At 67.9% G+C, this 22,653-nt stretch carries 20 protein-coding genes; 10 read left to right on the top strand and 10 right to left on the bottom strand.

Features of this window, described 5'->3' with window-relative positions; translation table 11 throughout:
• Positions 1-35: 35 nt before the first annotated feature.
• Complete coding sequence (locus IE278_RS11755; protein WP_189771424.1) at positions 36-1,262, bottom strand: MFS transporter; 1,227 nt, start codon at positions 1,260-1,262, stop codon at positions 36-38.
• Positions 1,263-1,401: 139 nt separating this feature from the next.
• Here IE278_RS11755 and IE278_RS11750 point away from each other — a divergent pair, with 139 nt between their 5' ends.
• Positions 1,402-1,866 carry a MarR family winged helix-turn-helix transcriptional regulator gene (locus IE278_RS11750; protein ID WP_189771422.1) on the top strand — a complete coding sequence of 155 codons (465 nt, stop codon included), beginning with the start codon at positions 1,402-1,404 and terminating at the stop codon, positions 1,864-1,866.
• A gap of 69 nt (positions 1,867-1,935) precedes the next feature.
• Positions 1,936-2,388, top strand: a complete 453-nt coding sequence (locus tag IE278_RS11745) for a GNAT family N-acetyltransferase (protein ID WP_189771420.1) — start codon at positions 1,936-1,938, stop codon at positions 2,386-2,388.
• Between the two features lie 162 nt (positions 2,389-2,550).
• On the opposite strand, the gene IE278_RS11740 is transcribed toward IE278_RS11745, so the two are convergent.
• Together IE278_RS11740 and dnaB are read right to left on the bottom strand one after the other, a co-directional pair.
• The gene (locus IE278_RS11740) at positions 2,551-3,939 is read right to left on the bottom strand and encodes a serine hydrolase domain-containing protein (protein ID WP_189771418.1); all 1,389 of its coding nucleotides are present in this window, start codon (positions 3,937-3,939) and stop codon (positions 2,551-2,553) included.
• A 133-nt stretch (positions 3,940-4,072) separates the two neighbouring features.
• On the bottom strand, positions 4,073-5,554 hold the full coding sequence (gene dnaB, locus IE278_RS11735; protein ID WP_189771416.1) for a replicative DNA helicase: 1,482 nt from the start codon (positions 5,552-5,554) through the stop codon (positions 4,073-4,075).
• Between the two features lie 453 nt (positions 5,555-6,007).
• Here dnaB and IE278_RS11730 point away from each other — a divergent pair, with 453 nt between their 5' ends.
• Positions 6,008-7,351 carry an MATE family efflux transporter gene (locus tag IE278_RS11730; protein ID WP_189771414.1) on the top strand — a complete coding sequence of 448 codons (1,344 nt, stop codon included), beginning with the start codon at positions 6,008-6,010 and terminating at the stop codon, positions 7,349-7,351.
• Positions 7,352-7,542: 191 nt separating this feature from the next.
• Here the strand turns inward: IE278_RS11730 and rplI are convergent, their stop codons facing one another.
• The 4 genes from rplI to rpsF all read right to left on the bottom strand — a co-directional run bounded on the left by rplI (position 7,543) and on the right by rpsF (position 9,291).
• The gene (rplI, locus tag IE278_RS11725) at positions 7,543-7,989 is read right to left on the bottom strand and encodes a 50S ribosomal protein L9 (RefSeq protein ID WP_107020428.1); all 447 of its coding nucleotides are present in this window, start codon (positions 7,987-7,989) and stop codon (positions 7,543-7,545) included.
• Between the two features lie 18 nt (positions 7,990-8,007).
• A complete protein-coding gene (gene rpsR, locus IE278_RS11720; RefSeq protein ID WP_003949403.1) occupies positions 8,008-8,244 on the bottom strand; it encodes a 30S ribosomal protein S18 in 237 nt (78 codons plus the stop codon).
• 60 nt (positions 8,245-8,304) lie between these two features.
• Positions 8,305-8,928: a single-stranded DNA-binding protein gene (locus IE278_RS11715; RefSeq protein WP_189771412.1), complete on the bottom strand. Its 624-nt coding sequence runs from the start codon at positions 8,926-8,928 to the stop codon at positions 8,305-8,307.
• A 72-nt stretch (positions 8,929-9,000) separates the two neighbouring features.
• Entirely contained in the window at positions 9,001-9,291 is a 291-nt protein-coding gene (gene rpsF / locus IE278_RS11710) for a 30S ribosomal protein S6 (RefSeq protein WP_028804085.1), read from the bottom strand.
• A gap of 275 nt (positions 9,292-9,566) precedes the next feature.
• Here rpsF and IE278_RS11705 point away from each other — a divergent pair, with 275 nt between their 5' ends.
• The 3 genes from IE278_RS11705 (at position 9,567) to IE278_RS11695 (ending at position 12,256) form a co-directional block, all read left to right on the top strand.
• Positions 9,567-9,881: a hypothetical protein gene (locus tag IE278_RS11705; protein ID WP_189771410.1), complete on the top strand. Its 315-nt coding sequence runs from the start codon at positions 9,567-9,569 to the stop codon at positions 9,879-9,881.
• A gap of 156 nt (positions 9,882-10,037) precedes the next feature.
• A complete protein-coding gene (femX, locus tag IE278_RS11700) occupies positions 10,038-11,159 on the top strand; it encodes a peptidoglycan bridge formation glycyltransferase FemX (protein WP_189771408.1) in 1,122 nt (373 codons plus the stop codon).
• 65 nt (positions 11,160-11,224) lie between these two features.
• Entirely contained in the window at positions 11,225-12,256 is a 1,032-nt protein-coding gene (locus tag IE278_RS11695) for an alanine racemase (RefSeq protein ID WP_189771406.1), read from the top strand.
• A gap of 97 nt (positions 12,257-12,353) precedes the next feature.
• Here the strand turns inward: IE278_RS11695 and IE278_RS11690 are convergent, their stop codons facing one another.
• Both IE278_RS11690 and IE278_RS11685 read right to left on the bottom strand, forming a co-directional pair.
• Positions 12,354-13,874, bottom strand: coding sequence for a glycosyltransferase family 87 protein (locus IE278_RS11690; RefSeq protein ID WP_189771405.1), 1,521 nt, complete (start codon positions 13,872-13,874; stop codon positions 12,354-12,356).
• A gap of 143 nt (positions 13,875-14,017) precedes the next feature.
• The gene (locus IE278_RS11685; protein WP_189771404.1) at positions 14,018-16,747 is read right to left on the bottom strand and encodes a transglycosylase domain-containing protein; all 2,730 of its coding nucleotides are present in this window, start codon (positions 16,745-16,747) and stop codon (positions 14,018-14,020) included.
• Between the two features lie 374 nt (positions 16,748-17,121).
• On the opposite strand from IE278_RS11685, the gene IE278_RS11680 reads away from it, so the two are divergent.
• The 4 genes from IE278_RS11680 (at position 17,122) to IE278_RS11665 (ending at position 20,880) form a co-directional block, all read left to right on the top strand.
• The gene (locus tag IE278_RS11680; protein ID WP_189771403.1) at positions 17,122-17,805 is read left to right on the top strand and encodes a PadR family transcriptional regulator; all 684 of its coding nucleotides are present in this window, start codon (positions 17,122-17,124) and stop codon (positions 17,803-17,805) included.
• A gap of 44 nt (positions 17,806-17,849) precedes the next feature.
• The gene (locus tag IE278_RS11675; protein ID WP_189771402.1) at positions 17,850-18,932 is read left to right on the top strand and encodes an inositol-3-phosphate synthase; all 1,083 of its coding nucleotides are present in this window, start codon (positions 17,850-17,852) and stop codon (positions 18,930-18,932) included.
• Between the two features lie 79 nt (positions 18,933-19,011).
• Complete coding sequence (locus tag IE278_RS11670; protein WP_189771401.1) at positions 19,012-20,277, top strand: MFS transporter; 1,266 nt, start codon at positions 19,012-19,014, stop codon at positions 20,275-20,277.
• 114 nt (positions 20,278-20,391) lie between these two features.
• A complete protein-coding gene (locus IE278_RS11665) occupies positions 20,392-20,880 on the top strand; it encodes an LppU/SCO3897 family protein (protein WP_189771400.1) in 489 nt (162 codons plus the stop codon).
• Between the two features lie 128 nt (positions 20,881-21,008).
• On the opposite strand, the gene IE278_RS11660 is transcribed toward IE278_RS11665, so the two are convergent.
• Entirely contained in the window at positions 21,009-22,475 is a 1,467-nt protein-coding gene (locus IE278_RS11660) for a CCA tRNA nucleotidyltransferase (protein WP_189771398.1), read from the bottom strand.
• Positions 22,476-22,653: the final 178 nt, after the last annotated feature.

The raw sequence follows: 22,653 nt of genomic DNA, 5'->3' as shown, positions 1-22,653 counted from the left end.
GGGGATCGCGGCCGACGCTCAGTTGCCGCCGACGCTCAGTTGTGGACGACGGCCTGCGGCTGCACGGAGTGCGCCTGTTCCGCCTTCACGACGGACGGGTCCGCCGAATCGGCGGGGTGGGCGCGGCGCTCCAGTGCGGCCGAGAGGACGGCGAGCAGCAGGGCTGCGGCGGCCAGGACGGCGCCGACCCAGTTGGGGGCGGTGTAGCCCATGCCGGCCGCGATCACGACGCCGCCGAGCCAGGCCGAGAGGGCGTTGCCGAGGTTGAAGGCACCGATGTTCACGGCGGAGGCGAGGGTCGGGGCGCCGTGCGCCTGGTCGAGCACCCGCTTCTGCAGCGGCGGAACGGTGGCGAACCCGAGGGCTCCGATCAGCGTGATGGTCACGGCCGCCGCGATCTTGTTGTGCGCGGTGAGGGTGAACAGGGCCAGTACGACCGCGAGGGCGCCCAGTGACACGTACAGCATGGGCATCAGGGCGCGGTCGGCGAACCTGCCGCCGACGAGGTTGCCGCCGACCATGCCCAGGCCGAAGAGGACGAGCAGCCAGGTGACGGAGCCGTCGGCGTAACCGGTGACGTTCGTCATCATCGGCGCGATGTAGGTGATCGCCGCGAAGACTCCGCCGAAGCCGAGCACGGTCATCGCCATGGCGAGCAGGACCTGGACGTTCTTGAAGGCGGCCAGCTCATGACGCAGGCGCACGCCTTCCGGCTTGGGCATGTCGGGCACCAGCTTGAAGATGCCGGCCAGGCCGAGGACGCCCAGCGCGGCGACGACCGTGAAGGTCACGCGCCAGCCGGCGGACTGCCCGATGAGGGTCCCCAACGGTACGCCGACGACGTTGGCGACGGTCAGTCCGGTGAACATCATCGCGATGGCGCCGGCCTTCTTGTCCGGTGCGACCAGGTCGGCGGCGACGACCGAGCCGATGCCGAAGAAGGCACCGTGCGCGAGCGAGGCGATCACGCGTCCGATCAGCATGACGGTGAAGGTGGGGGCGACCGCGGAGATCAGGTTGCCGATGATGAAGAGTCCCATCAGCAGCATCAGCATCCGCTTGCGGGACACCTTGGTGCCGAGCACGGTCATGAGGGGCGCGCCGAACATGACTCCGAGCGCGTAGCCGGTCACGAGGAAACCCGCGGTGGGGATGGAGACACCGAAGTCGCCGGCGACCTCGGGCAGCAAGCCCATGATCACGAACTCGGTGGTTCCGATTCCGAAGGCCCCGATCGCGAGGGCCAGAAGCGCGAGAGGCATGGGGACGACCTTCCCAGAAGATTGCAGGAGCGCTTTACGTGCGTTCACAATAGTTGCAGACGCGGGTTAAGTGCAAACGCAGGATATTGCGGCCGTGCCCTATCCTGGGTGTCAGCCACTCCGGGACGGAGGAAATGCCATGACAGCGACGGACCCCGCGCTCACCGCGCTCGCCCAGGGCTGGTGCGCCCTCTCTCTGCTGCACGGGAGGATCGAGGCGCACATCGAGAGGGCCCTGCAGAGCCGGCACGGCCTGAGCGTGCGCGAGTACTCGCTCCTCGACGTCCTCAGCCGCCAGCACGACGGCGATGGCGGCCATCTGCAGATGAAGCAGGTCGCCGACGCGGTCGTCCTCAGCCAGAGCGCCACCACACGACTGGTGACCCGGCTGGAGGACCGAGGCCTGCTCTCGCGCTACCTGTGCCCCACCGACCGCCGCGGCATCTACACGAACGTCAGCGAGGCGGGGCTCAAGCTTCTGGAAGAGGCCCGGCCCACCAACGACGCGGCCCTGCGTGAGGCGCTGGACGAGGCGGCCCGGAGCCCCGAGCTGGCCCCGCTGGTCCGTGTCGTGGAGTCGGCGAACCTGCCCGCGCCCGCGTAGCCGGGGCCGCCGGGACAGACCCGCCCGGGGACGCGGCCGCCCCGGTCGCGGTCTGCATAGGCTGCCGTCATGGGAGATCTTGAGATACGGCCCGCGGTGGCCGACGACATCCCCGCGATCGTCGCGATGCTCGCCGACGACCCGCTGGGCTCGCGGCGTGAGTCACCGGACGACCTGACCCCGTACCTGACCGCACTGGAACGCCTCAGCAAGGATCCGAACCAGCACGTGGTCGTCGCCGTACGGGAGGGACGGGTCGTGGGCACGCTGCAGCTGACGATCGTTCCGGGGCTGTCCCGTAAGGGAGCGACCCGCTCGATCATCGAAGCCGTACGCGTCCATGCCGACGAGCGGGGCAGCGGTCTGGGCACCCGCTTCATCGAGTGGGCCGTGGACCGCTCCCGAAGCGAGGGCTGCCAGTTGGTACAGCTGACGTCGGACGCCACCCGGACCGATGCCCACCGCTTCTACGAGCGCCTCGGCTTCACGGCGTCGCACGTCGGGTTCAAGCTGCAGCTCTGAAGCCCGTTCCGGTGAAGCTCGTTCCGGTGAGGCCCGGTCAGGTCAGGTCAGGTCAGGGAGCGTGCATCACGACATCGCACGTCATGTGGAGGGGCGTCCTGTTTCACGTGAAACAGGACGCCCCTCCACATGCCCATCCGTGCGACACAGCCGGGAAGGCGGCTACTTGATCCCGCGCCACCCCTCGGGGTCCACTCCACCCGGGACCGGAGCGCCCTCACCGTACGGCTGACGCGTGAACACGAACGAGCCGAGGTCCAGGTGGCTCACCGCCCCGTCAGGCCCCTCAACGGCCCGTAGAAGCTCACCGGCGTAATAGCCGTCGAGCCCGGTCCAGGTCCCGTCGCCCTCGGCCCGGAAACGCGAGCGCCGGCCATGGCCCGCCAGGGGGCCGAGCGTCACGCCCCCGTCGGACGTGAGCCGCAGCGCGAAAGCGTGTGTCCCCCAGTACCAAGGCCCGGCCAACTCCAGTACGGAAAGGTCGACTTCGGTCAGCGGCCGCCACGGCTCGGGAATCCGGGGCTCGGCCTCCGCGACGATACGCACGAGATCGGCGGCGACCGTCGCCACCGGCGGACCCGAGGTGCAGTTCGCGAGGACGACGGCGGCAAGGTCGTCCTCGACGCTGATCATGAGCCCGGCGACAAAGCCCGGGAGGGAACCACTGTGGCCCACCAGAGTCCGGCCGTTGTGATGCTGAACCTGCATACCGAGCCCGTACGCGGAACCGGCCGCCACCTCCTCCGGTTCGGCGGGCGCGGCGGGCGTACGCATCTCCCGTACGGACTCCGCGCTCAGCACCCGGTCGTCGCCCCGCGCGAGGAAGACGGCGAAGCGTGCCAGATCGCCGCTGGTCGACCAGAGCTGACCGGCCGGCGCCATCAGTCCAAGGTCCTCGACCTGCTCAGGCAGCAGGACGTCCGCCCAGGGGTGCACCGCCCAGCCGCCCGCATGAGGTGCTTGAGGCTGCCCGCTCGTCCGGTGTAGTCCCAGCGGTTCGAGCACCTCGCTCCGCAGGACCTCCTCCCACGGGGCGCCACGCAGTTCCTCGATCAACGCGCCCAGCAAGGTGTAGCCGGGGTTCGAGTAGTGGAACCGCCGCCCGACCGGATGCCGGTGCGGCTGCTCGCCCAGGACGTCGGCGAGGTCGGGACGCAGCGACCCGGGAGTACGCTCCCACCAGGGCCCGGGCGACTCGGCGGCCAACCCGGCCGTGTGCGCGAGGAGTTCGGCAATCGTCGCCTCCCCCGCGCCGGTGCCCGGAAGGTGCTTCTCCAGCGGATCACCCAGGTCGAGCAGTCCCTCGTCCCGTAGCCGCAGGACCAGGACGGCCGTGAAGGTCTTGGTGAGGGAACCGATGCGGTACTGCACGTTCTCGTCGGGCCCGTGACCGTCCACCGAGGTGCGGGATCCGTGCCACACCGTCTCCCCGCCCCGCACCACCGCCGCGACCAACGACGGCGCACGTCCTTGTGCCTGAGCGGTGGCGATTCGGTGCAGCAGGGCCCGGCGCGTGGCGGGAAGCAGTTCTTCCGCGGGTGTCGTCGTCATGGCCCCAGTCCACCTGCCCCGACGTCCGGCGTCGAGCGCATTTGTCTCCGCCGTCCCGATCTCCGCCGTCCCGGTCTCCGCCGTCCCGGTCTCCGCAGCTCTGATCTCCGCAGCTCCGGCCGGTGGGCGGAAATCAGGTCTGCGCCATGTCCACGAAGCGGGAGTAGTGGCCCTGGAAGGCGACCGTGATGGTGGCCGTCGGGCCGTTACGGTGCTTGCCCACGATGATGTCCGCCTCGCCCGCGCGCGGTGACTCCTTCTCGTAGGCGTCCTCGCGGTGCAGCAGGATCACCATGTCCGCGTCCTGCTCGATGGAGCCGGATTCACGGAGGTCGGAGACCATGGGCTTCTTGTCCGTGCGCTGCTCGGGACCACGGTTCAGCTGGGACAGCGCGATGACGGGCAGCTCCAGCTCCTTGGCCAGCAGCTTCAGGTTTCGCGACATGTCCGAGACTTCCTGCTGCCGGCTCTCGGAGCGACCCTTGCCGCCCGACTGCATCAGCTGCAGATAGTCGATGATCACGAGCTTCAGGTCGGCACGCTGTTTGAGGCGGCGGCACTTGGCCCGGATCTCCATCATCGACAGGTTCGGGGAGTCGTCGATGTAGAGGGGAGCGGCCGAGACGTCCGGCATCCGGCGGGCGAGCCGGGTCCAGTCCTCGTCGGTCATCGTGCCGGAACGCATGTGGTGCAGGGCGACCCGCGCCTCCGCGGACAGCAGGCGCATCGCGATCTCGTTGCGGCCCATTTCGAGCGAGAAGATCACGCTCGGCATGTTGTGCTTGATCGAGCAGGCTCTGGCGAAGTCCAGCGCCAGTGTCGACTTACCCATCGCGGGACGGGCCGCGATGATGATCATCTGGCCGGGGTGCAGACCGTTCGTGAGCTGGTCGAGGTCGGTGAAGCCGGTCGGCACACCGGTCATCTCCCCCGACCGCGAACCGATCGCCTCGATCTCGTCGAGCGCGCCCTCCATGATGTCGCCGAGCGGGAGGTAGTCCTCGGTCGTGCGCTGCTCGGTGACCGCGTAGATCTCGGCCTGGGCACTGTTGACGATCTCGTCCACGTCGCCGTCGGCCGCGTAACCCATCTGCGTGATGCGCGTACCGGCCTCGACCAGGCGGCGCAGGACCGCGCGCTCGTGGACGATCTCCGCGTAGTACTCGGCGTTGGCCGCCGTCGGGACCGTCTGGACCAGGGTGTGCAGATACGACGCGCCGCCGACCTTGGTGATCTCGCCGCGCTTGGTGAGTTCGGCCGCGACCGTGATCGGGTCGGCCGGCTCGCCCTTGGCATAGAGGTCGAGGATCGCGCCGTAGACGGTCTCGTGCGCGGGCCGGTAGAAGTCGTGGCCCTTGAGCACCTCGACCACGTCGGCGATGGCGTCCTTCGAGAGCAGCATGCCGCCGAGGACGGACTGCTCCGCGTCCACGTCCTGTGGGGGCACGCGCTCGAAGGACGACCCCCCGCCGTCCCAGCCACCGCTGTCCGAACCGCGGTCGTGCTGGTCCTCCCTGCCACGGCCGCCACTGTCGCGGCGCTGTCGGGAGGCGGGCAGACGGTCACTGGGACCGCTGTCGGCCCACGGGTCGTCCAAGGGCTCGGAAATACTCACCGGGCCACCTCCTCCCGTCCGCCGAGCGGACCTCGCCGTGCCCTTTATTCCTACGGCACGACACTGACAAATGAGACGCCCAACTCCGGTTCTGACGCGTCGGTTTTGCGAGGTTTCCGAGGACGGAGGAGGGAGAGGGTGCCGCACCACGTTAGGCCCGTCGGCACCGTCAGCCAATCTGGTTATCCACAGGCCATGTGGACGACGGCCCCGATGCTGTGGAGAACTCCGCAAAACCTGTGCACGACCCGGTGGACAGGCCTGTGAACAAGCACTCAGCCCGTTTTCCACACCCGCTCTGACCTGCATCTATCCCATCCACCGGCTGTGCAGAAGAAAAACTTTCCGACTAGGGCCAAGATCGATGCGAATGGCGCGCGGTGGTACGTCGCACGAGTTTGCCAGTAAGGGTCGCTGGATAGTTGCATCTCTTACCTGTGGAAGATTAGATTGATGTGCATGACACAGGCTCCAGCAGCCCCCAGGGCCACTCGGCGACGGCACGACCGGGAGATCGTCGCGCTGGCCGTTCCGGCTTTCGGCGCGCTCATCGCCGAGCCTCTTTTCCTCATGGCCGACACCGCCATCGTCGGCCATCTCGGCACCGCCCAACTCGCCGGCCTCGGAGTCGCCTCCGCTCTTCTCACCACGGCCGTGAGCATCTTCGTCTTCCTCGCGTACGCCACCACGGCCGCTGTCGCCCGACGGGTCGGGGCGGGCGACCTTCCGGCCGCCATCCGCCAGGGGATGGACGGTATCTGGCTCGCACTGCTGCTCGGCGCCGCTGTCATCGCCGTCTTCCTGCCCGCCGCGCCCGCGCTGGTGGAACTCTTCGGAACCTCGGACACCGCCGCGCCCTACGCCATCACGTATCTGCGTATCTCGTCGCTCGGCATCCCCGCGATGCTCGTCGTCCTCGCCGCCACCGGAGTGCTGCGCGGTCTGCAGAACACCAGGACACCGCTCTATGTCGCCATCGCCGGCTTCATCGCCAACGCGGCCCTGAACGCGGGTCTTGTCTACGGCGCCGACCTCGGCATCGCGGGCTCCGCCTGGGGCACCGTCATCGCCCAGTTCGGGATGGCCGCCGCCTACCTCTTCGTAGTGGTCCGCGGTGCGCGCAAGCACGGCGCCTCCCTGCGACCCGACGCCGCCGGGATACGCGCCTGCGCCCAGGCCGGTGCGCCGCTGCTCGTCCGCACCCTCTCCCTGCGTGCGGTTCTGATGATCGCCACCGCCGTTGCCGCACGCCTCGGAGACGCCGACATCGCGGCCCACCAGATCATCCTGTCCCTGTGGAGCCTGCTCGCCTTCGCGCTCGACGCCATCGCCATCGCCGGGCAAGCGATCATCGGACGCTACCTCGGTGCGGGCGACGCGCAAGGAGCCCGTGAAGCCTGCCGACGCATGGTGGAGTGGGGCATCGCCGTAGGAGTCGTACTCGGCGGCCTGGTGATCGCCTGCCGCCCCCTGTTCCTCCCCCTGTTCACCAGCGACTCGGCCGTCCATGACGTCGCTCTGCCCGCGCTGCTCATGGTGGCGCTCTCCCAGCCGATCTGCGGCATCGTCTTCGTCCTGGACGGCGTGCTGATGGGTGCGGGAGACGGCCCGTACCTCGCGCGGGCCATGGTGGTCGTCCTGGCGGTCTTCGCTCCGGTGGCACTGCTCATTCCCACCCTCGGTGGCGGCCTCACCGCTGTCTGGGCCGCGATGACCCTCATGATGACCGTCCGCATGCTGACGCTGTGGCTGCGCACCCGCTCGGGCCGCTGGATCGTCACGGGCGCCACACGCTGACTGTTTCACGTGAAACGGAACCGGAACCGCTCCTGTTTCACGTGAAACGAGGACGCTCCCGTTGGGACGAGGGCGCTCCCGTTTCACGTGAAACAAGGGCACCGGTCAGCCCGCAGCAGCAAAGACGACAGCAAGAAGGGCCGCACCCACGCGGGGTGCGGCCCTTCTCTCAGCTCTGCTGAGTGCAGCGATCAGGCTGCGACAACCTCGATGTTGACCTTGGCGGCCACCTCGGGGTGCAGACGCACGGACGTCTCGTGAGCGCCCAGCGTCTTGATCGGCGAGCCCAGCTCGATGCGTCGCTTGTCGACCTCGGGGCCACCGGAAGCCTTGATCGCCGAAGCGACGTCGGCCGGAGTGACGGAACCGAAGAGACGGCCGGCGTCGCCGGAGCGGACGGCCAGGCGGACCTTGACGCCCTCAAGGCGCGCCTTGATCTCGTTGGCCTGCTCGATCGTCGCGATCTCGTGGATCTTGCGAGCGCGGCGGATCTGCTCGACGTCCTTCTCGCCACCCTTGGTCCAGCGGATAGCGAAGCTCCGCGGGATCAGGTAGTTGCGAGCGTAGCCGTCCTTGACGTCGACGACGTCGCCCGCGGCACCGAGGCCGGAGACCTCGTGGGTGAGGATGATCTTCATATCTCGGTCACCCTTCCCTTATCGCGCGGTGGAGGTGTAGGGCAGCAGCGCCATCTCACGGCTGTTCTTCACGGCCGTGGCGACGTCACGCTGGTGCTGCGTGCAGTTGCCGGTCACGCGGCGGGCACGGATCTTGCCGCGGTCGGAAATGAACTTCCGCAGCATGTTCGTGTCCTTGTAGTCCACGTACGTGACCTTGTCCTTGCAGAATGCGCAGACCTTCTTCTTAGGCTTGCGCACAGGCGGCTTCGCCATGTGTGTCTCTCCTGTTTGATCAAGAAGTGTGGGTACGACCCACCCTCTTCGGCCCTGGGCCTAGAAGGGGGGCTCGTCCGAGTAGCCGCCACCGGAACCGCCGGAGCCGCCGGAGTTTCCACCCCAGCCACCGCCGCCGCCACCGCCACCGGCCTGGTTGCCGCCGGCAGGAGCGCCGGTCGCCCACGGGTCGTCGGCGGGAGCACCGCCGCCGCCCTGCGGCTGACCGCCGCCGGAGTTTCCACTCCAGCCGCCGCCACCCTGCTGGCCGCCCCCGAAGCCGCCGCCGCCACCCTGGCCTCCGCCACGACCGCCACCACCGGGGGCCTTGGCGACCTTGGCAGTGGCATAGCGCAGCGAGGGGCCGATCTCGTCGACCTCAAGCTCCACGACGGTCCGCTTCTCGCCCTGCTGGGTCTCGTACGAACGCTGCCGCAGTCGTCCCTGAGCGACGACACGCATACCCCGCGTCAGCGACTCGGCGACGTGCTCCGCGGCCTGACGCCAGATCGACGCACGGAGGAACAGCGCGTCGCCGTCCTTCCACTCGTTGGTCTGGCGGTCGAACGTTCGAGGCGTCGACGCGATCGTGAAGTTCGCGACGGCCGCGCCGGACGGAGTGAAGCGCAGCTCGGGATCATCGGTCAGGTTTCCGACGACGGTGATGACGGTCTCGCCTGCCATGGAGGAACCTCTCGGCGGTTTTGCTGCGGGTGTGCTGCTACTCGGATCTCAAGCACCAATGAACTGGGAGGTTCAGTGGGTCTCGGGACGGAGGACCTTGGTCCGGAGGACCGACTCGTTCAGGTTCATCTGGCGGTCGAGCTCCTTGACGACCGCAGGCTCGGCCTGCAGGTCGATGACCGAGTAGATGCCCTCGGGCTTCTTCTTGATCTCGTACGCGAGACGACGACGGCCCCACGTGTCGACCTTCTCGACCTTTCCGTTCGCCTCACGGACGACGGAGAGGAAGTTCTCGATCAGCGGCGAGACAGCACGCTCTTCGAGATCGGGGTCGAGGATGACCATGACTTCGTAGTGACGCATGTGTAACCCACCTCCTTTGGACTCAGCGGCCACGGTCGTTCCGTGGCAGGAGGGTTGTGATGCGTTCGCAACGGTATCGGCAGCCACTGACAATCGGACCGCCGTTCAGCGAACTGAGCGAGGGACCGTGCCGTGGCCTGGGCAGACACCGGTGCAGACGCTACAGACTACCCGCTCACCGGCTTCCGGTTGAAATCGAGGCCGGGTGACCCGCAGTCTGTACCCATCGGGTGTGTACGGCGCTACGATGCGCCACCTTCCGCAGGAGGTGCCAGATGGCACAGACATTGCGACCCAACACCGCCGGTTCCCTCTTCGCCACCGACCACAAGCCCCATCCGCTCCAGGACACGCTGCTCGCCGTGACGCTGGTCCTCGGAGTGACGGCCTTCGTCTCCGCGATGTTCCACAGCCTTCACCTGCTCAGTTCGTGGGCGGGGCTGATCGGCATCATCACCGGCGCGTACGGACAGTTCGTGTCGGAGACGACCCGGGAACGGTTCGGGTTGATCCTGGGCCTGGGCGCCTCTGCTGTGGGCTTCCTCCTCGGCATGGCGCACGGCGGCCTGTTCGGCGGCGTCATCGGCTGACGGCGGCCGACCGCGTCCCGGAGCACCCGGCCGCACATCGGTCGGGGCCCGGGACGCATACAGCCAGACGGGGCGCTCGCAGGGCGCAGTAGGCTTCGGCGCGAGAGCCGGAGCCCCTGTACCCATGGGGACACACCAGCCGAGGAGCGCCCCACAATGAGCCTGACCCTGAGGACCATCAGCCGCGAGCAGCATCTGGCGTACATCCAGAGCCTGCCCGCGGCCAGCCACATGCAGGTCCCCGCCTGGGCAGATGTCAAGGCGGAGTGGCGCTCCGAGAGCCTCGGATGGTTCGACGACAGGTCCGGCGAGATCGTCGGTGCGGGCCTGGTGCTGTACCGCCAGCTGCCCAAGATCAAGCGCTATCTCGCCTATCTGCCCGAGGGCCCGGTCATCAACTGGTTCGCGCCGAATCTGACCGAGTGGCTGGATCCGATGCTCGCGCACCTCAAGCAGCAGGGCGCCTTCTCCGTGAAGATGGGCCCCCCGGTGATCATCCGGCGCTGGGAGGCCACCTCGATCAAGAGGGGCATCCAGGACCCGGACGTGAAGCGGCTGCGCGACATCGAGGCCGACTTCATCGAACCGCGCGCCTTCGAGGTCGCCGACAAGCTCCGGCGCATGGGCTGGCAGCAGGGCGAGGACGGCGGGGCGGGCTTCGGCGACGTACAGCCCCGCTACGTCTACCAGGTGCCCCTGGCCAACCGGTCGCTGGAGGACGTCCACAAGGGCTTCAACCAGCTGTGGCGGCGCAACATCAAGAAGGCTGAGAAGGCCGGCGTCGAGGTCGTCCAGGGCGGTTACCAGGATCTGGAGGAGTGGCAGCGCCTCTACGAGATCACGGCTCTGCGCGATCACTTCCGGCCCCGGCCGCTCTCGTACTTCCAGCGCATGTGGACGGCTCTCAACACCGAGGACCCCAACCGCATGCGGCTGTACTTCGCCCGGCACGAGGGTGTGAACCTCTCCGCCGCGACGATGCTGGTCGTCGGCGGGCACGTCTGGTACTCCTACGGCGCCTCCGACAACATCGGTCGGGAGGTCCGGCCCTCGAACGCGATGCAGTGGCGGATGCTGCGCGACGCCTACGCGCTCGGCGCCACCGTCTACGACCTGCGCGGCATCTCCGACTCGCTGGACGAGACCGACCACCTCTTCGGCCTCATCCAGTTCAAAGTGGGTACTGGCGGACAGGCCGCCGAATACCTCGGGGAGTGGGACTTCCCGCTCAACAAACTGCTCCACAAGGCGCTCGACATCTACATGTCGCGCCGCTGACGCACCAGAATTCGTCTTCACACATCTGATACACCGCTGCCACGAGAAAGGTTCCAGGTCCGGCCATGGCGCTCACGCTCTACGTCGACACCGCACGCTGGCGGGCGCACCACAAGCACGTGTCCGAGCAGTTCCCGGGACTCGTCCCCGTCTGCAAGGGCAACGGCTACGGCTTCGGCCACGAGCGGCTCGCCGACGAGGCCACCCGCCTGGGCTCGGACGTCCTGGCCGTCGGCACGACCTACGAGGCGGCGCGGATCAAGGACTGGTTCGGCGGCGACCTTCTGGTGCTGACGCCGTTCAGGCGGGGCGAGGAGCCCGTTCCGCTGCCCGACCGTGTCATCCGGTCCGTCTCGTCGGTCGACGGGGTCTACGGCCTCGTGGGCGCCCGTGTCGTCATCGAGGTCATGTCCTCCATGAAGCGGCACGGGGTGAGCGAGCGTGACCTGCCCCAGCTGCACGCCGCCATAGAGAACGTGCGCCTGGAGGGCTTCGCCATCCACCTGCCCCTGGACCGTACCGACGGCTCGGACGCCGTCGAGGAGGTCATCGGCTGGATGGACCGGCTGCGTGCGGCACGGCTGCCACTGCACACGATGTTCGTCAGCCATCTCAAGGCCGACGAGCTCGCCCGGCTGCAGCAGCAGTTCCCGCAGACCCGCTTCCGGGCCCGTATCGGCACGCGGCTGTGGCTGGGGGACCACGACGCGACCGAGTACCGCGGAGCCGTCCTGGACGTCTCGCCCGTCGCCAAGGGCGACCGTTTCGGCTACCGGCAGCAGAAGGTCGCCTCGGACGGCTGGCTGGTCGTCGTGGCGGGCGGTACGTCGCACGGGGTGGGTCTGGAGGCCCCCAAGGCCCTGCACGGCGTCATGCCGCGCGCCAAGGGCGTCGCCCGGGCCGGCCTCGCCACGGTCAACCGCAACCTCTCGCCGTTCGTCTGGGGCGGCAAGCAGCGTTGGTTCGCGGAGCCCCCGCACATGCAGGTCTCGATCCTCTTCGTGCCCTCGGACGCTCCCGAGCCGAAGGTCGGCGAGGAACTGGTGGCCCATCTGCGGCACACCACCACGCAGTTCGACCGCGTCGTCGAGCGCTGACCGCTCGGCGCCCCGCGCCGGGCCCCGCATGCAGGCGAAAGGCCGTACACGGAGTCCGTGTACGGCCTTTCGTGTGTCCGGCCCCGTCTCTGTTCGCTCAGAGCGAACGCGGCTCTCTCCCGCCCTTGTCCTCGCCGCCGCCCCACTCCACGTAGGGGCCTTCGAAGTGCGCCGCGTGCCGGGGCGGACGGGCCGCGGGGCCGAGGACGAAGGCGTCCTGGGCGCCGTCCAGCACACCGCCCGACGGATCGTCGTCTCCGGAGCGGCGCACCACGTCCCTCTCCGGCATGAGGATGTCGCGCATGATCACGGCACAGAGGTAGAGCGTCCCCAGGAGGTGGACGGCGATGGCGAGCTGGTAGCCCTCCTGGGGCAGTCCCTTGTGGGCGTCGCCGCTGGTCGTGTAGGCGAGGTACATCCAGATCCCGAGGAAGTACGCGACCTCGCACGCCTGCCAGATCAGGAAGTCCCGCCACTTCGGGCGGGCCAGCACCGCGAGGGGGACCAGCCACAGTACGTACTGCGGCGAATAGACCTTGTTGGTGAGGATGAAGGCCGCGACGATCAGGAACGCCAGCTGGGCGAAGCGGGGCCGGCGCGGAGCGGTCAGCGTCAGCGCAGCGATGCCCGCGCTGGACAGCAGCATCAGTACCGAAGCCCACGTGTTGACGGCGTCGGTGTCGAGCGGCGTGTCACTGCGCTGGGAGAGGATCAGCCAGAAGGAGCCGAAGTCGACTCCGCGTTCCTGGCTGAACGTGTAGAACTTCGACCAGCCCTCGGGTGCCAGGAGCATGACCGGAAGGTTCACGACCAGCCAGGCGCCCGCGGCGCCGATCAGGGCGGTACCGAACGCACGCCATCTGCCCGCCCGCCAACACAGCACGAACAGAGGTCCCAGCAGCAGCACGGGATACAGCTTGGCGGCCGTGGCGAGCCCCAGGAGGACCCCGAAGGCGAGCGGACGGCTCCGGGACCACATCAGCATCGCCGCGGCCGTCAGAGCGACCGCCAGGAGGTCCCAGTTGATGGTGGCGGTCAGCGCGAAGGCGGGCGCCAGAGCGACCAGCAGGCCGTCCCAGGGCCGCCGCCGGTGGGTGCGGGTCACACAGACGGCGATGACGGCCGTGCAGGCCATCAGCATCCCGGCGTTGACCATCCAGTAGACCTGCTCCTGGTCCTGGATGCTGCCGCTGCCCGGCGTGAGCCAGGAGGCGACCTCCATGAACACGCCGGTGAGGACCGGGTATTCGAGGTACTCCATGTCGCCTTCGAGCTTGTCGAAGTACGGCACGAGCCCGTCGGCGAAGCCACGCCCCTGGTAGAGGTGCGGAATGTCCGAATAACAGGCGTGCGTGTACTGGGAGCTGGCCCCGAAGAACCAGGCACCGTCGTAGCAGGGCAGTTTCTGCACCATGCCGAGGGCGAACATGCCGATCGCGACGAGTGCGACGACCCGTACGGGAGTCCACCAGGACGTCCCCGTCAGCGCACGCCGCCCGAGGGGACCGCCGAACAGTTCACTGCCGGTCGCCGCGACCGGGTCCTCCTTGGTCGGCGCCACCAGATCTGGCTCGTGCACGCTCGCGCGCGTCGTTTCTGCACTGGGCATGCCGCACATCCTGCCGTACGTGTCCGTGAATACGCCGAGGGTGGGCGGGTTCGGACCCGGCAGGCGCTCGCCGGGGCTCCGGACCTCCCCAAACGCGACGTGGCCGCCGACCGGAGCCGGCGACCACGTCGCGTCGATGGAACCTTTACCGGCTAGCCCGAGGACCCCTGGAACAGGCCCCCGTTGCCGTTGCCTCTGCTGTTCCCGCCGTCTTCCTCCTCCTCGGACTCCGAGGTCGAGGGGCTCGCGCCACCATCCGTACCGCCTGCGTCGGTCTCGCCGGTGCTGGCGCCACCGTCGTCCTCGCAGCCGAAGCCGAAGGCACCGCAGGAGTCACTCGGGGTGGGGCTGGGAGACGTCTCGGTCTCCGACGGTGTGGGAGTCGGAGATTCGCTCTCCTCCTCTTCCTCCGTCTCGGTGGGCGTCGGGGTCGGGGTCGGGACCACGACGTCGTTGACGACCTCACCGATGGGCTCGGGCGTCGGGAACTGCTCGACCTTCGTGCCCTTGAGCGCCTGCTCCATGTAGTCGTGCCAGATCTCGGCCGGGAACGAGGCACCGTGGATCTCGTCCTGGCCACCCGTTCCGTACATCTCCAGGAACTCACGCTTCTTGTTGGACTCGTCGTCGTCCAGGCGGTACATGGAGATCGCGGTCGAGAGCTGCGGGGTGTAGCCGACGAACCAGGCGGACTTGTTGCCGTCGGTCGTACCGGTCTTGCCCGCCACCGGCCGGTTGGTCAGCTTCGCCGCGGTACCGGTGCCCTTGTCGACGACGGTCTTGAGGACGTCGGTGACGTTGTCGGCGACCTTCGCGGTGTAGGCCTGCTTCGTCTTGGCCGCGTTGTCGTGCGTGAAGACCGTGCCGTCCTTGTCGGTGATCTCGTCGACCGAGTACGGCTCGTTCTGCTTGCCGCTCGCCGCGAAGGTGGCGTACGCGCCGGCCATCCGGATCGCGCTCGGGTCGGAGGTGCCGATGGAGAAGGACGGGAAGCTGGCGCTGGCCAGGCTGCTCTCCTTGATGCCGGCGTCCACAGCGGACTCCCGCACCTTGTCCAGGCCGACGTTCATGCCCAGCTGGACGTAGGCGGAGTTCGAGGAGACACGCATCGCCTCACGCAGGTCGATCTGGAAGGTGGGCGGGTTGTACGACTCGTCGCCGTCGTTCCGCTGCAGCCATTCCTTCTCGTCCTTGTCCTTCCAGACCGTCCCGTCGTAGTCCTCGATCTTCAGCTTGTTCTTGCCGCTGTACAGGCTCTTGGGAGAGACCTGGATGCGCTCGTCCTGGGCCTGGGTCGGCTCCAGGTCGGGATCGCGGACGCCCCACTTCATGGCTGCCGCGAGGACGAAGGGCTTGAAGGTCGAACCGACCTGGGCGCCCGTCTGGTCGGCGTTGTTGGTGAAGTGCTTGGTCGCGTCCACACCGCCGTAGATGGCCTTGATGGCGCCGGTCTCCGGGTCCACGGAAGCCCCGCCGAACTGGACGTGCTTGTCCGTCTTAGGGCGCGCCTTCTCGTCGATGTTCTCCTTCTGGACCTTCTTCACCGCGGTTTCGAGCTGACTGACCTTCTTCTTGTCGAAGGTCGTGTGGATCTCGTAGCCGCCGTCACGCAGCTGCTTCTCGGTGATCCCGGTCTTCTCGCTGTTGTTGACGATGTACGCCTTGGCGAGGTCGACCAGGTAACCGACCTGGCCGCCCAGCTGGGCGTTCGACCGCGGACTCTGCAGCGTGGGGAAGTCGGGGTACTTGGCGCGTACCGACTCCTCCAGATGCCCGTCCTTGACCATCTCGCCGAGGATCCAGCGCCAGCGGGTCTCCGCGCGCTCACGGTTGGCCGCGGGGGTGGCGGACGGGTCGATCGACTCGGCGCCCGCCGGGTCGTAGTACGTGGCGCCCTTGAGCACCGCCGCCAGGAAGGCGCACTGGCTCGGGTTGAGGTCCTCGGCGTCCTTGTCGAAGTACGTACGCGCGGCGGCCTGGACTCCGTAGGCACCGCGGCCGTAGTAGGCCGAGTTCAGATAGCCGGCCATGATGTCTTCTTTTTCGACATTGGCGCCGACCTTGATCGAGACGAAGAGCTCCTTGAACTTACGGGAGATCGTCTGCGACTGGTCCTCCAGCATGGCGTTCTTCACGTACTGCTGGGTGATCGTGGAGCCGCCCTGGGTCTGACCGCCCTTGGCCATGTTGAACAGGGCCCGCCCGATACCCATGGGGTCGACGCCGCGGTCGTTCTCGAACGTCTTGTTCTCGGCCGAGATGACGGCGTAGCGCATCTCCTTGGGGATCCGGGAGTAGTCGATGATCTGCCGGTTCGTCTCACCACCGGTGGCGACCATCTGCGTGCCGTCGGCCCAGTAGTAGACGTTGTTCTGCGCCTCCGCCGTCTTGGCGACGTCCGGCAGCCCCACCAGCGCGTACGCGACTCCCGCGACCGCCATCATGCTGCCGAAGAAGCCGATGAACAGTCCCGTCACCAGCTTCCAGGACGGCACCCAACGCGCTGCCCCGTACTTGCCCGCGCGCGGGTAGTCGATGATCCGCTTCTTCGGCGGTACGGACCCGCGCCCGCGCCCCCGGCCGGGACCGGTGGGCCCGCCGGAGCCGCCTCGTCGGCCGCCCCCGCCCTGGCCTCCCTGCCCCGCGCCGTCGGCCGCTCTGCGCCGACCGGCGCCGCTGCTGTTTCTCTGTGACGCCCGCCGGGCCTCGGCGCGACTGCCGAACGGGCGTTCCTCACCCCCCGAGTCGTATGAGTCGGAAGGAGACTCGGTTGCGCCTCGCGGTGCCGCACGGCGGCCGGAGGACGAGCCGGTCTGGCCGCGTCGGGCCGCGGCACGTCCGCCACCCTGCGGCTGCGGCGATTTGCGACGGTGCTCGCTCATCGAACGATTACTCCTCGGGCAGGCGCACCTGAGCGCACCTGGAAACGGCGGCTGGTTTCCGGTCCCCCCGAAGTACGGATGCGGTCGTTTTTACATTCATCCGTACCGCACCGAGGACAAGGACGTCCCCAGGCGTCACTCGGTTCCCGGTGGTTTGCATGGCGGACAGACTACGCACCGTCAAAACCTGCCTAGCACCGAAGTTCACCCCAAATCAGGCAACTTGCTTCCTACGAATCGGTGATGTGACGCCGTTCACCGTGCCCCCTCTTGTCGCAGGCAGAGGACCGATCTATCGTGTCGATGTATCGAGTCGATACATCAGCGCGGCATAAAGACCGTCACGGCAGGACCGCGGCAGAGAGGAGGCGACGATGAGCCGGCGTTCCGGGATCCTTGAGTTCGCCGTCCTCGGCCTTCTCCGCGAGTCCCCGATGCACGGTTATGAGCTGCGCAAACGTCTCAACACGTCACTGGGTGTGTTCCGTGCGTTCAGCTACGGGACGCTCTACCCCTGCCTCAAGACGCTGGTCGCCAACGGCTGGTTGATCGAGGAGCCGGGTAATACCTCCGAGGACGCCCTCGCGGCACCGCTCGCAGGACGTCGCGCCAAGATCGTCTATCGGTTGACGGCGGAAGGTAAGGAACACTTCGAGGACCTCCTCTCGCAGACGGGTCCCGACGCGTACGAGGACGAACATTTCGCCGCTCGTTTCGCCTTCTTCGGCCAGACGTCACGGGATGTACGGATGCGGGTCCTCGAAGGCCGCCGCAGCCGTCTCGAGGAGCGCCTGGAGAAGATGAGCGCCTCGCTGGCGCGCACCCGGGAACGACTCGACGACTACACGCTTGAGCTCCAGCGCCACGGAATGGAGTCCGTGGAGCGCGAAGTGCGCTGGCTGAACGAGCTCATCGAGAGCGAGCGGGCGGGACGGGACCATCGGCGTCCCGGACCTGACGGCTCCGCTCAGCAGGACAACACATCTGGGGAGTCGGGCGGCCTGCCCCGGCCCGGGGGTACCCCCGGGCCGGATCCGTCCGATGACACTGCCACGTGAAGCCCTCTCAGGGCTTCACCGAGTACACACAGGGAGCAACCGGAATGGGTTCGGTTCGCGTAGCCATCGTCGGCGTGGGCAACTGCGCCGCCTCGCTGGTTCAGGGCGTCGAGTACTACAAGGACGCCGACCCGGCGTCCAAGGTGCCGGGCCTGATGCACGTCCAGTTCGGCGAATACCACGTGGGTGACGTCGAGTTCGTCGCCGCCTTCGACGTCGACGCGAAGAAGGTCGGCCTCGACCTCTCGGACGCCATCGGCGCCAGCGAGAACAACACCATCAAGATCTGCGACGTCCCGAACAAGGGCATCACGGTCCAGCGCGGCCACACCCATGACGGGCTCGGCAAGTACTACCGCGAGACCATCGAGGAGTCGACCGAGGCCCCGGTCGACGTCGTCCAGGTCCTCAAGGACAAGCAGGTGGACGTACTCATCTGCTACCTGCCCGTCGGTTCCGAGGACGCGGCGAAGTTCTACGCCCAGTGCGCCATCGACGCCAAGGTCGCGTTCGTCAACGCTCTGCCGGTCTTCATCGCCGGCACCAAGGAGTGGGCGGACAAGTTCACCGAGGCGGGCGTCCCGATCGTCGGCGACGACATCAAGTCGCAGGTCGGCGCCACCATCACGCACCGCGTGATGGCGAAGCTGTTCGAGGACCGCGGTGTCCGTCTCGAGCGCACCATGCAGCTCAACGTCGGCGGCAACATGGACTTCAAGAACATGCTGGAGCGCGACCGCCTGGAGTCCAAGAAGATCTCCAAGACGCAGGCCGTCACCTCGCAGATCCCCGACCGTGACATGGGCGCGAAGAACGTCCACATCGGTCCCTCGGACTACGTGGCCTGGCTCGACGACCGCAAGTGGGCGTACGTCCGCCTCGAGGGCCGCGCCTTCGGCGACGTCCCGCTGAACCTGGAGTACAAGCTGGAGGTCTGGGACTCCCCGAACTCCGCGGGTGTCATCATCGACGCCCTGCGCGCGGCGAAGATCGCCAAGGACCGCGGCATCGGCGGCCCGATCCTCTCCGCGTCGAGCTACTTCATGAAGTCCCCGCCGGTCCAGTACTTCGACGACGAGGCCTACGCGAACGTCGAGAAGTTCATCAAGGGCGAGGTCGAGCGCTAAAGGCTCTTTCCGCGCACGGCTGTTGAGGGTCCCCGGGGCGTCGCTCCGGGGACCCTCGGCCTGTGCGAGGCTGTAACCCATGGCTGTCGTGAGTGACCTGCGCGTACTCCTGCGCTTCAGGAACTTCCGGCGCCTGCTCGCCGTCCGGCTGCTGTCGCAGGGCGCCGACGGTGTCTACCAGGTCGCGCTCGCCACGTACGTCGTCTTCTCACCGGAGAAGCAGACCTCGGCCGCCGCGATCGCCTCCGCGATGGCGGTCCTGCTCCTCCCGTACTCCCTCGTCGGCCCCTTCGCAGGCGTCCTCCTGGACCGCTGGAGACGCCGCCAGGTCTTTCTGTACGGGAACCTGCTGCGGGCGCTCCTGGCGGCCCTGACGGCCGTTCTCATGCTCAGCGATGTACCGGACTGGCTCTTCTACGCCTCCGCCCTGTGCGTGACCGCCGTCAACCGGTTCGTGCTCGCGGGTCTGTCCGCCGCCCTGCCCCGCGTGGTCGACTCCGAGCGCCTGGTGATGGCCAACTCGCTGTCGCCCACGGCCGGCACACTCGCCGCCACCCTCGGCGGCGGCCTCGCCTTCGTCGTACGCCTCGTCGGCTCCGACTCCGACGCGGTGGTCGTCCTCGTGGGGGCGGCCCTGTACGTGTGCTCCGCGCTCGCCTCGCTGCGACTGGCCCCCGATCTGCTGGGACCCGAACGGCAGCGGGTGCGGCCACGGCTGAGGACGGCCGTGCTCGGCACGGCGCGCGGCCTGGCGGCTGGCGTACGTCATCTGGCCGAGCCCGCGCGCCGCGAGGCCGCCTGGGCGCTGGCCGCGATGACCCTGATGCGGTTCTGCTACGGCGCGCTGACGGTCATGGTGCTGATGCTCTGCCGGTACGCCTGGTCGTCCGGCCCCGACGACGACGGGCTCGCCCTGCTCGGCCTGGCCGTAGGGGTCTCCGGAGCGGGCTTCTTCGCCGCGGCCGTACTGACTCCGGCGGGCGCGAGCCGGCTCGGACCGGGCGGCTGGATCATCGCCTGCGCGGCTTCCGCCGCGGTCCTGGAACCGGCCCTCGGCCTCACGTTCGCCGAAGTCCCACTCCTCATCGCGGCCTTCGTCCTGGGCCTGACCACCCAGGGCGCGAAGATCGCCACCGACACCGTCGTTCAGTCGTCCGTCGAGGACGGCTTCCGTGGCCGGATCTTCGCGGTCTACGACGTCCTGTTCAACGTCGCCTTCGTCGGCGCCGCGGGAGTGGCCGCCCTGATGCTGCCCCCCGACGGCCGATCCGTGCCGCTTGTGGTCACGGTGGCCGTTATCTACGGAGCAGTTGCTACGGGTATGGCCCGCTTTGAGCGCCAGTAAGTGTCACATCAAGGAAACAGAGACACTCCGGGCTACGGAGTTGTCAGTGGGGCCCGGTAGCTTACGTGCGTCTTATTTCGCGCCACGCGCTCCACGTTCGAGGGGGACCCCCAAGTGACCACGCCGCCGCCGCAGGGCCAGAATCCGTTCGCTCAGGGCCAGCCGGCCGAGGGAAACCCCTATGGGCAGCAGCCGCCCCAGGGCAATCCCTACGGGCAGCAGCCCCCGCAGGGCTACCCGCAGCAGCCGAACGCTCCCTACGCCCCTGTCGCGCCCGAGCCGCCGAAGCGCAACTTCAAGAAGTACCTGCGTTTCGCTGTCCCCGTCGTGGTCCTCATAGTCGCCGTCGGTGGCTGGCTGGCGAGCCGTGACGATGCGTCGAGCGCCAAGGTCGGCGACTGCATGAGCATCGGCAACCCGAACAGCACCACCGACCCGGAGCTTGAGGTCGTGGACTGCGGCAACTCCAAGGCCGCGTACAAGGTCGAGCAGAAGAAGAGCGACGACTCGGGCTGCGACCGCACCAAGTACGCCGAGTACACCGAGACCGGTGGCAGCAGCGACTTCACCCTCTGCCTGTCGGAGTACTCCGCGAAGAAGTAAGAGTCCGCTGATACACCGAGGGCCGTTGTTTCACGTGAAACAACGGCCCTCGGTGTATCCGGCTTCTGTCGGCCGGGGTCATGTTTCACGTGAAACATGACCCCGGCCGATCACGCTCGCGCGTTCTCTCAGTTCTGCTCCGCCCACCACTCCTTGAGCGCCGACACCGCGGCGTCGTACTCCATCGGTCCGTTCTCCAGACGCAGTTCCAACAGGAACTTGTAGGCCTGACCGATGGCCGGGCCCGGTCCGATGTCCAGGACCTTCATGATCTGGTTACCGTCGAGGTCGGGACGGATCGCGTCCAGCTCCTCCTGCTCCTGGAGCTGGGCGACGCGCTCCTCCAGACCGTCGTAGGCGCGGGAGAGGGCGGTGGCCTTGCGCTTGTTCCGTGTCGTGCAGTCGGAGCGGGTCAGCTTGTGGAGACGGTCGAGGAGCGGCCCCGCGTCACGGACATAGCGGCGGACAGCGGAGTCGGTCCACTCTCCGGTGCCATAGCCGTGGAAGCGCAGGTGCAGCTCGACCAGGCGCGAGACATCCTTCACCAGCTCGTTGGAGTACTTGAGCGCGGTCATGCGCTTCTTGGTCATCTTGGCCCCCACCACCTCGTGGTGGTGGAAGGAGACCCGCCCGTCCTCCTCGAAGCGACGCGTCCGCGGCTTGCCGATGTCGTGCAGCAGCGCGGCCAGGCGCAGCGTGAGGTCCGGGCCGTCCTCCTCCAGTGCCATCGCCTGCTCCAGGACGATCAGCGAGTGGTCGTAGACGTCCTTGTGCCGGTGGTGCTCGTCCCGCTCCAGACGCAACGCCGGCAGCTCGGGCAGCACGCGGTCGGCGAGACCTGTGTCGACGAGCAGCGTCAGGCCCTTGCGCGGGTGCGCGGAGAGGACCAGCTTGTTCAGCTCCTCCCGCACGCGCTCGGCCGAGACGATCTCGATGCGGTCCGCCATGGCCTTCATCGCCGCCACGACCTCGGGCGCCACCTCGAAGTCGAGCTGCGCCGCGAAGCGCGCCGCCCGCATCATCCGCAGCGGGTCGTCCGAGAAGGACGACTCGGGGGTCCCCGGAGTCCGCAGGACCCGCGCGGCGAGATCGTCGAGCCCGCCGTGCGGGTCGATGAACTTCTTCTCCGGAAGCGCCACCGCCATCGCGTTCACCGTGAAGTCACGGCGCACCAGATCCTGCTCGATGGAGTCCCCGTAGGACACCTCGGGCTTGCGCGAAGACCGGTCGTACGCCTCGGAGCGGTACGTCGTCACCTCGATCTCGAAGCTCTGTACGACCTCACCGACGCGCGCGTCCTTCTGCGCCCCCACCGTGCCGAAGGCGATGCCGACGTCCCACAGGGAGTCGGCCCAGGGCCGCATGATCTTCAGTACGTCCTCGGGGCGGGCATCGGTCGTGAAGTCCAGGTCGTTGCCCAGTCTGCCGAGCAGGGCGTCCCGGACCGAGCCGCCGACGAGGGCAAGAGAGAACCCGGCCTCCTGAAAACGGCGGGCCAGCTCATCGGCGACGGGGGACACCCGCAGCAGCTCGCTCACCGCGCGGCTCTGCACCTGACTCAGTGCACTGGGACTGTCTTCGTTGGCGTTCGACACAACAGAAAAGGTTACGTGGCCCCGATGCCCGAGGGCGCCTTCATTAAAAGTGCACAGGTCTCCCCCTTTCTTCAGAGTGGGGACACTGCCCTAGATACGGCCACATAGAGGGACAGCCGGGCCCCTTCTTCCGATCTTGTGGAGCGGACCGCGGCACTTACCCTCGGCGCGCATCGTT

It is taken from the genome of Streptomyces tauricus, assembly GCF_014650955.1.
Lineage (GTDB): Bacteria > Actinomycetota > Actinomycetes > Streptomycetales > Streptomycetaceae > Streptomyces > Streptomyces tauricus.
The sequence above is the reverse complement of the archived record's forward strand: the minus strand, read 5'-3'. Positions and strand labels throughout refer to the sequence as shown.